Here is a 7,975-nt window from a genome sequence, read left to right as displayed (position 1 = left end):
ACAACCATCGAATTCCTCAACGCGCCCTCAACCACCAGACCCCCATCGAGGCCCTGAAAAAATGGCACGCCTCACACCCCAAGCTCTTCACAAAACGTGTGAATGATCTCCCGGGGCTTGACATGTAATCACTCTTCAGGTGCCCCCTCGAAATCCCTCAGTACTCAGTGCCGCGTTTGTCGCGTCAGGGACAAGCTATGACATCCCCCATTCTTACAATCGACGAAAGACATAACATTGATTCCGGCGCATGGTTCTCCTCGCTTTCACAAAGTCTGCAAGCGGCCATTTTGGCCCGGGCTTATGTGCGCCGATTGCCAGACGGCACCAGCCTAGCCGCGCGCGGGCAGCCTGCAGAAGACTGGATCGGGGTTGCCAAGGGCGCGGTTCGAGTGAGTTCTGTCTCTCTCGCAGGAAAACAAGTTGCCTTGACCTATGTCGAACCGGGTACTTGGTTTGGCGACATTGCCTTGTTCGACGGCTTGCCTCGCACCCACGATGCCTCGGCTCACGGACCGACCACCTTGTTGGTGGTTCGCAAGCCAGACTTCAAGGAACTGCTGGCGCAACATATCGAGTTGTACGAAGCACTTCTGCGTTTGAACTGCCGTCGCTTGCGCTTGATGTTCAACCTGATCGAAGACCTGAACACCAAACCCTTGAGTGCCCGCTTGGCCAAGCAACTGTTGCTACTAGCCAAGAGCTACGGCATCGCGCAAGGCGAGGAGATCCGCATCGGTTTGCAACTGGCCCAGGAAGACTTGGCTCAATTGTTGGGCGCTTCGCGGCAGCGAGTAAACCAGGAACTCAAGGAGTTGGAGCGCGACGGCGTGTTGAGGGTAGAACCCACCCGCTTGGTCGTGCTTTCCCGAGACAAGCTCTTGGCAGCGTCCGAGCGTTAAAGAGCCGGAATCCTCCGGCAGGAGGAATCAATGGATCAGTTCATCGGTACGCGCCCCGTCGCTGAGGCACATCAGTTCGACCTTTCTGCCCTAGAGCACTGGCTTTCTGGCCACTTGCCCGGGTTTGCGGGGCCGCTCACAGTGGAGCAATTCAAAGGCGGGCAGTCCAACCCCACCTTCAAACTCTGCACGCCAGACAGAGCCTATGTCATGCGAGCCAAGCCGGGGCCGGTCGCCAAGTTGCTGCCTTCCGCGCACGCCATTGAGCGAGAGTTCCGCGTGATGCAGGCCTTGCGCCATTCCGCCGTACCTGTGGCGGACATGCACGCGCTTTGTGAAGACGAATCCGTCATTGGTCGGGCCTTCTATGTGATGGAGTTCGTCGAGGGCCGCGTCTTCTGGGACCCGTCCCTGCCCTCGCACAGCGCTGCAGAACGCAGCGCCCTTTACGACGACATGAACCGGGTGATTGCAGCCCTGCACAGTGTCGATTGGGCGGCTGCGGGTCTCGCCACTTATGGCAAACCAGGCAGCTACTTCGAGCGCCAAATTGGCCGCTGGAGCAAGCAGTATTTGGCCTCGGTCACCGGCCCCAATCCGGCCATGGACAAACTGTTGACTTGGCTGCCAGAGAACCTTCCAGCCAGCGCTAAAGATGAGTCCCGGGTCGCCATCGTGCATGGCGACTATCGCTTAGACAATCTGATTTTCCACCCCACCGAACCCCGCGTGCTGGCAGTCTTGGATTGGGAGTTATCCACCCTGGGGCACCCGCTGGCGGATTTCAGCTACCACTGCATGGCCTGGCACATCCCGCCCGGTACGTTCCGAGGCATGGCAGGCCTGGATTTTGCAGCGCAAGGCATTCCCACCGAGCGCGAGTATGTGGCGCGCTATGCCGAACGCACCGGCTGGGGCGACGTCGATAGCTTGATGGCCGACTGGAATTTCTACTTGGCCTACAACCTGTTCCGCATTGCCGCCATCGCCCAAGGCATTGCCAAACGGGTTGAAGCGGGCACCGCAGCCAGTGCTCAAGCGCGCGCCACCGGCGCTGCTGCGCCTGCGCTGGCCGATTTGGCCTGGGGCTTTGCCCAGAAATTCTGACCCTTCCCACCCCCTCAACCCCAAGGACATCGCATGGACTTCGGTTACTCCCCCCGCACGCAGGAACTTCAGGCCGCCGTGCGAGCCTTTATGGATGAGCACATCTACCCCAACGAGGCCCGCTATTGGTCCGAACTGGAGGCCAACACCCAAGCGGGCAAGCGCTGGTCGCCCCTGCAAGTCATTGAAGACCTCAAGCCCAAGGCGCGCGCAGCCGGGCTGTGGAACCTTTTCTTGCCCGAGAGCGAATTGGGCGCGGGCCTCACCAACCAAGAGTACGCCCCACAGGCCGAGATCATGGGCCGCGTGCCATGGGCCAGTGAGGTCTTCAACTGCTCGGCGCCCGATACCGGCAATATGGAAGTCTTGGTGCGCTACGGCAGCGAAGCCCACAAAGCCCAGTGGCTCGCTCCTTTGCTGCGCGGTGAGATCCGCAGCGGCTTCGCCATGACCGAACCCGCCGTGGCCTCCTCAGACGCCACCAACATTGAAGCCCGCATCGAGCGCGATGGCGACGACTACGTCATCAATGGCCGTAAGTGGTGGACCAGTGGCGCCGGAGACCCGCGCTGCAAGGTCTTGATCTTCATGGGCAAGACCGACCCGACGGCACCTCGGCACTCCCAGCAGTCCATGATCCTGGTGCCCATGGACAGCCCGGGTTTGAAGGTGCTGCGCCCCTTGAGCGTTATGGGCTATGACGACGCCCCACACGGCCATATGGAGATCGACTTCCACAACGTCCGCGTTCCCGCCAGCAATCTCCTGCTCGGAGAAGGCCGTGGCTTCGAGATTGCTCAAGGCCGCTTAGGCCCAGGGCGCATCCATCACTGCATGCGCCTGATCGGTTTGGCTGAGCGCTCTTTGGAGTTGATGTGCAAGCGCGCCGTCTCGCGCACCGCCTTCGGCCGCACCGTGGCCCAGCAAACCGTGACGCAAGAGCGCATTGCTGAGGCGCGCTGCATGATCGACCAAGCCCGGCTGCTGACCTTGAAGGCCGCCTGGATGATGGACGTGGCGGGCAACAAGAGCGCCAAGGCAGAAATCGCCATGATCAAGGTGGTGGCCCCCCAAATGGCTTGCCAAGTCATCGACTGGGCCATTCAGGTGCATGGTGCCGCAGGCTTGAGCCAAGATGTGCCCCTGCCCTACTACTACACCTTGGCGCGCACGCTGCGCTTTGCTGATGGCCCCGATGAGGTCCACCGCAATGCCATTGCCAAGATGGAGTTAGGCCGCTACAGCGCCTGAGGCTGACTCTCCGAGAACGGCATGGCTTGCTGCCATGCCGCTTCAAACACCTCCACTGCCGCTTCCAAGCGGTGGACGCTTGGCGCCTCCATTTGAACGCGCCAAATCAATTCTCCGCGCTTGATCATCAGGGCCATCGCGGGGGTGCGCGGCCATGCGTCTTTATGGCCCTGGGGCACATCTGCAAAGGCCAGCAGCCGGCTGGCGAAGGGCTCGGCCAGCCAGTCGCCCATCCAGCCCGGCACATTGCCCACCGCTTCAAATGGGCCGCCCAGCCCGCCCAAACGTCTGGGGCTCAGGTGGTGACCCATCGCCAACCAGCGCATTTCTTCCGGTAGGTGTTCGTCCAGTTGCGTTTTGACGCTCTGCGTGGACTGCAGATAGACCTGCTGCTCCAGCTGTGCCATCAGCCCGGCGGGCATCAGCACAGCAAAGGTCTGCGGATCAATACCCACCATGGCCCGCAAGCGAAGCTCATGGCCCGCCAGATAGCTGCGTTGAGACGGCCCCCACTCCAAGCGCCAAGGGCTGCGCCCGCCAGGCTCCACCACAAAGCCTTCACCCTCCCGGTTGCGTTTCAGCGTCCAGCCTCGCGCCGCGCAGCGCTTGCGCAAAGCAGCAGACGTTGGGTGCGCGTCATGCCCAAACCATTGGCCAAGCAAGCTCAGCATGCTGGAATCGACCCCCATGGAGGAGCGTGAAGTCTGCAAGTGTCACCCTCAGTCAGCGGCCGATGCCCGCAACGGACATGGCATCGTGCACCTCAACAGGGTGCGCCTGATGCTGTATCGGCACCTGCACTTCAACTCCAAAGCCTTTGTTTGCAGCCAGTGGTAACACGCAACCAAGGGCCAAGATCCTTGCGCAAGGGTCGTCGGCGATGTTCTGCGGCGCAGACGCACTAGAATCGCGCCCTTCACTGCCCGTAGCTCAACTGGATAGAGCAGCTGCCTTCTAAGCAGCAGGTCGGGGGTTCGAGTCCCTCCGGGCAGGCCACACTAGATGATCGCAGTGGCGCACGTTGCACCAAATGCACCATAAAATCATAGGTTTACCACCTTTGATCGTTGCACATAGGTTCACGACGACTCCTTGCAATGCAGCCCGAATAGGGGCACAGTCAGGGGAACAAATCGGCCGAATGACACCCGTCACCCACTTGTTCCCCTATGCCACTCACCGAACCCGCCTGCAAGAACGCCACCTGCCCCAGCGAAAAGACCCGCGCTCGCTACTCTGACTCCGGCGGCCTGTACCTGGAGGTTGGGCCTACCGGCTCGAAGCGATGGTTCTGGAAGTACTACCTGCCAGGCGGCAAAGAGAAGCGCCTTGCGCTGGGCGCTTACCCTGAGGTCAGCCTGAAAGCAGCACGAGGCGCGCGCGATGACGCCCGCAAGATCCAGCAAGGCGGCACAGACCCTGCCGAGCAGCGACGCACAGAGAAGCTCGCACGGCAACACTCACCGACGGACTCGTTCGAGGCAGTGGCCAGGGAGTTGCACGCCAGTAAGCGCGTTGGTTGGAGTGCGCAATATGCCGCCCGCTGGATCGAACGCATGGAGAAGGACTTGTTCCCCTGGATCGGGACGATGCCCCTGCCGAAGATCACTGCCCCGCTCTTGCTACAGGTGCTGCGCAGGGTCGAAGCACGCGGGGCCCGGGAGACTTCACACACCTTGCGGCAAACGGCTGGGCAGGTGTTCCGCCATGGCATCGCCACGGGTCGCGGGGAGAGAAACCCCGCCGGAGACCTGCAAGGGGCACTCCAGCCGGTCACGGTCAAGCACATGGCGGCAGTGTTGGACGAGCACGCTGCAGGGCACCTGATGCGAGCCATTCACGCATATCAGGGGCAACCGACCACGAGGGGTGCCCTGTTGCTTTCCGCGCTCACGTTCCAGCGGCCTGCCAATGTCCGAATGATGGAGTGGTCAGAGATCGACACGGATGAGCGGATGTGGGCCATACCGGCAGCGAAGATGAAGCGCCGCCAGGACGGCAAGATCAATGGGCGCCCGCACTTCGTTCCGTTGGCACAGCAGGCCCTGGAAGCCCTGGAGGAGCTTCGCCCCATCACTGGCCATGGCCGCTACGTTTTCCCTGGATTGCACGACCACGAGCGTCCCATGAGCGAGAACACTGTGAATCTGGCACTGCGGCGCATGGGCTTCAGCGCGGAGGAGATGACTGCACACGGCTTCCGGTCGATGGCTCGCACCATCATGGTGGAGCGAACCGGGGTACCCGCCGATGTCATCGAGGCACAGTTGGCGCATGGGAAGTCCGGGCCGCTTGGCAGCGCCTACGACCGCGCGGACTTCATGGCCCAGCGCCGCGAGATGATGACCACCTGGGCTGAATACCTCGCCCGAATCCGCATCGGCGCGCAGGTGCTGCCGCTTAAGAAGGCTTGACCCTTTCGTAACGGGGGACTTTAGGGTTTACACCAACCCCTCATCTGGCCTACAGTTGAGCGCACCAGAGAAGTCCTAGACATTTCTGGCCCAACTTGAGCAAACAGACGGCGTGTGAACGCCGAGTTCATTCGGTGGGCCAACGGACTTCACGACCTGGAGAGCCTGCGCCACAGCGCCGCCCAAGCGACCGAGCCCGATAGCGGGTCGAGTTGGGCCGCCGCCCCACCCTGCAGGCTGTCTGTAAGACACCCAAAGCGCCTCCCGAGAGGGTGGCTTTCATCGGTACGCACGCGTCGATCTACTCGGCGGTGCGCGAATGAATGGAGCATTCGTGTCTACTCCCACCCGCAAGTCCCTCCGCGTCAAGGAAGCTCGCGCCATATACGGCGTGAGCGTCCCAACTCTCTATAGGCTCGCCGCCAGAGGGCTTCTCAGCCCCGTAAAAGTCGGCACCAGATGCACCCTCTGGCCAGTAGAGCAGCTGGACGCCCTTTTCGTCCATGCCGCGACACCTCAACAAACTCCAGCCGTCCAAGGCCCCACGAAGACCCGCCCCCACACCCGCGAGGATGTGCGGCCCCTGGGCGCTGCCTAAGTGAATGGGAGGCAGTCGCCATGAACGCACCCACAATCACAAAAGCATTGACCTCGCCACCAACGAAGTCGAGTCAGCTTGCGGCCGACCTGGTGCTGGTCGCCGAGGACCTGCTCACCATCGAAGAAGCAGCCGCCCGGGCGGGGCTCTCCGTGCCCGAGACAATGGCGTTGCTGGACAATCCGGAGATTCTGCAACTGGTCGAAGTTGAGGGGGCCAGATCACGCCTCAGCGGCGCCACGGGCCAAGCGCAGGCCGTCCAACTGCGTGACCGCGTGATCGAGCTGCTGGGCGCCAAGCTCACGCCCGAGTCCCCCCCAAGGCTCTTGCTCGACATTCTCAACGCAGTGCGCCACGTAGCCGCCCAAAGCGAGGAGACCCAGAAGGGCGCAGGGTTCAGCCTGGTGGTGAACCTGACCCCTCAGGCTTCGCCAGAGGTCGTCGCTGAAGCCTCTGGCCAGCCGAGCAGCATGGCCTTCGAGGGCGGTACCGTTACCCTGCCCTGGATGGCTTCCGCCGCGTCGGGAGCGAGCACATGAGGCGGGCCTCCGCGGCGCTCGCACGCATGCGAGCAGGGTGGCAGGCAGCGGGGCACAGCCAGATCAGTCTAGCCCCCGAGCCGCTCACCGATAACCACGCCCCTCTGCGACCCTACCGTAGCGAGACATGCACAGGTGAGTTGAGGCTGCCGTTGACGCTTCTCAAAGGGGTCTATGCGACCAGTTTTGGCGCCGAAACGCCCGCCCCCACCTTGCGCGCAGAGCCAGCGCTCACGCCGACAGAACTCGCCGACGCTATAGCCCCTGCGGCACCAATCGTGATTTCAGGCGGCGTTCGAGGCACCAAGGGCAATGCACTCGACCGGGCAAAGAAGGGGCACGCGCTCTACGCGCTGCCTGCCGTTCTTCCCCCAGGGGCGGTGCGAGACTCCTCAACAGTGCCGGCAGGCCACTGGCTACCGGTGGACCTAGACGGAATCGCGGAGGAGGCTTGGGCCCAGACCCTGCGCTCGCTTGAGCACTCGGGCGCTTGGTTTCTTGCTTTCAACACCTTCTCCGATGGCTTGAAGGACGTTCACCTTGGCAGAAGGATTAGGGTGGTTCTCCTGCTCGACCGCCCCGCAAAGAAGTCGGAGTTCGCACAGGCTTACCGCCGGGTGGCGCACCTGCTTGGCGCCCGCGACGACGTGCCACTTCGCGCTGACGAGGCGGCAGGCAAGCCCGAGCAACTGGCCGGTGTTTGGTGCGTGCCGTCGCAGGAGGTCGTGGCCGCAGCAGGTGTCGCGCCGTCGCCCTGGCAGCCGCTCCGGGTCGTGCGCGACGGGTTCGCCCTCTCGGTTGATCGCCTCCTGGCTTCCAGTGACGCGGCCACAGATCGCACCCAGCCGCATGGTACGCAAATGCTGGGCATGGGCGATGCCCTCCAGCCGACCGGGAGGCTTGCAGTCCTGGCTTCAAACTCCGACCTCATCCACGGTGTCCCTGGGCACGAACCGCTACCGGTCACCATTGAACGAGTGAAAGCCGCTCTACGGTGGCTCAGCGCGGAATGCAGCAGGTCGCAGTGGATCGAGGTGGGGGTTGTAAGCTCAAACCCGATATTATTCCGACGACCATGATGTAACCGACTTTCGGTCTTTCGCAGCGAATGCCGCTCCGAGCTGCCGGGCCCGCTTTTCCAGGTCGGTGTGCAGGTAGACGGAC

Annotated in this window: 9 protein-coding genes and 1 tRNA gene; 9 read left to right on the top strand and 1 reads right to left on the bottom strand. The window is 62.5% G+C overall.

Annotation, left to right across the window (positions count from 1 at the left end; genetic code table 11):
- Window positions 1-197 precede the first annotated feature (197 nt).
- From ACIQ3Q_RS21875 to ACIQ3Q_RS21865, 3 genes are read left to right on the top strand one after another with little or no spacing between them, the layout of a single operon-like run.
- Window positions 198-902, top strand: coding sequence for a Crp/Fnr family transcriptional regulator (locus ACIQ3Q_RS21875; RefSeq protein ID WP_396271355.1), 705 nt, complete (start codon window positions 198-200; stop codon window positions 900-902).
- A gap of 30 nt (window positions 903-932) precedes the next feature.
- Window positions 933-2,009, top strand: coding sequence for a phosphotransferase family protein (locus tag ACIQ3Q_RS21870; protein WP_396271354.1), 1,077 nt, complete (start codon window positions 933-935; stop codon window positions 2,007-2,009).
- Window positions 2,010-2,042: 33 nt separating this feature from the next.
- On the top strand, window positions 2,043-3,260 hold the full coding sequence (locus ACIQ3Q_RS21865) for an acyl-CoA dehydrogenase family protein (RefSeq protein WP_396271353.1): 1,218 nt from the start codon (window positions 2,043-2,045) through the stop codon (window positions 3,258-3,260).
- Here ACIQ3Q_RS21865 and ACIQ3Q_RS21860 read toward each other — a convergent pair.
- The gene (locus ACIQ3Q_RS21860) at window positions 3,248-3,931 is read right to left on the bottom strand and encodes a hypothetical protein (RefSeq protein WP_396271352.1); all 684 of its coding nucleotides are present in this window, start codon (window positions 3,929-3,931) and stop codon (window positions 3,248-3,250) included. The genes ACIQ3Q_RS21865 and ACIQ3Q_RS21860 overlap by 13 nt on opposite strands.
- Here ACIQ3Q_RS21860 and ACIQ3Q_RS21855 point away from each other — a divergent pair.
- From ACIQ3Q_RS21855 to ACIQ3Q_RS21830, 6 genes are all read left to right on the top strand, one after another.
- Entirely contained in the window at window positions 3,930-4,097 is a 168-nt protein-coding gene (locus ACIQ3Q_RS21855; protein ID WP_396271351.1) for a hypothetical protein, read from the top strand. The genes ACIQ3Q_RS21860 and ACIQ3Q_RS21855 overlap by 2 nt on opposite strands.
- A gap of 82 nt (window positions 4,098-4,179) precedes the next feature.
- A tRNA-Arg gene (locus tag ACIQ3Q_RS21850) sits at window positions 4,180-4,256 on the top strand.
- 173 nt (window positions 4,257-4,429) lie between these two features.
- Window positions 4,430-5,674 carry a tyrosine-type recombinase/integrase gene (locus ACIQ3Q_RS21845; RefSeq protein ID WP_396271350.1) on the top strand — a complete coding sequence of 415 codons (1,245 nt, stop codon included), beginning with the start codon at window positions 4,430-4,432 and terminating at the stop codon, window positions 5,672-5,674.
- 319 nt (window positions 5,675-5,993) lie between these two features.
- Window positions 5,994-6,272, top strand: a complete 279-nt coding sequence (locus ACIQ3Q_RS21840) for a helix-turn-helix transcriptional regulator (protein WP_396271349.1) — start codon at window positions 5,994-5,996, stop codon at window positions 6,270-6,272.
- A 20-nt stretch (window positions 6,273-6,292) separates the two neighbouring features.
- Window positions 6,293-6,811 (top strand): hypothetical protein, encoded by a 519-nt coding sequence (locus ACIQ3Q_RS21835; RefSeq protein WP_396271348.1) that lies wholly within the window; start codon window positions 6,293-6,295, stop codon window positions 6,809-6,811.
- Between the two features lie 152 nt (window positions 6,812-6,963).
- Entirely contained in the window at window positions 6,964-7,890 is a 927-nt protein-coding gene (locus tag ACIQ3Q_RS21830; protein WP_396271347.1) for a hypothetical protein, read from the top strand.
- Window positions 7,891-7,975: the final 85 nt, after the last annotated feature.

The organism is Ideonella sp. (assembly GCF_044358605.1).
In the GTDB taxonomy this organism is placed as follows: Bacteria; Pseudomonadota; Gammaproteobacteria; order Burkholderiales; family Burkholderiaceae_C; genus Ideonella.
Note: the sequence above shows the minus strand (reverse complement) of the source record. Positions and strands in the feature narration are given on the sequence as shown.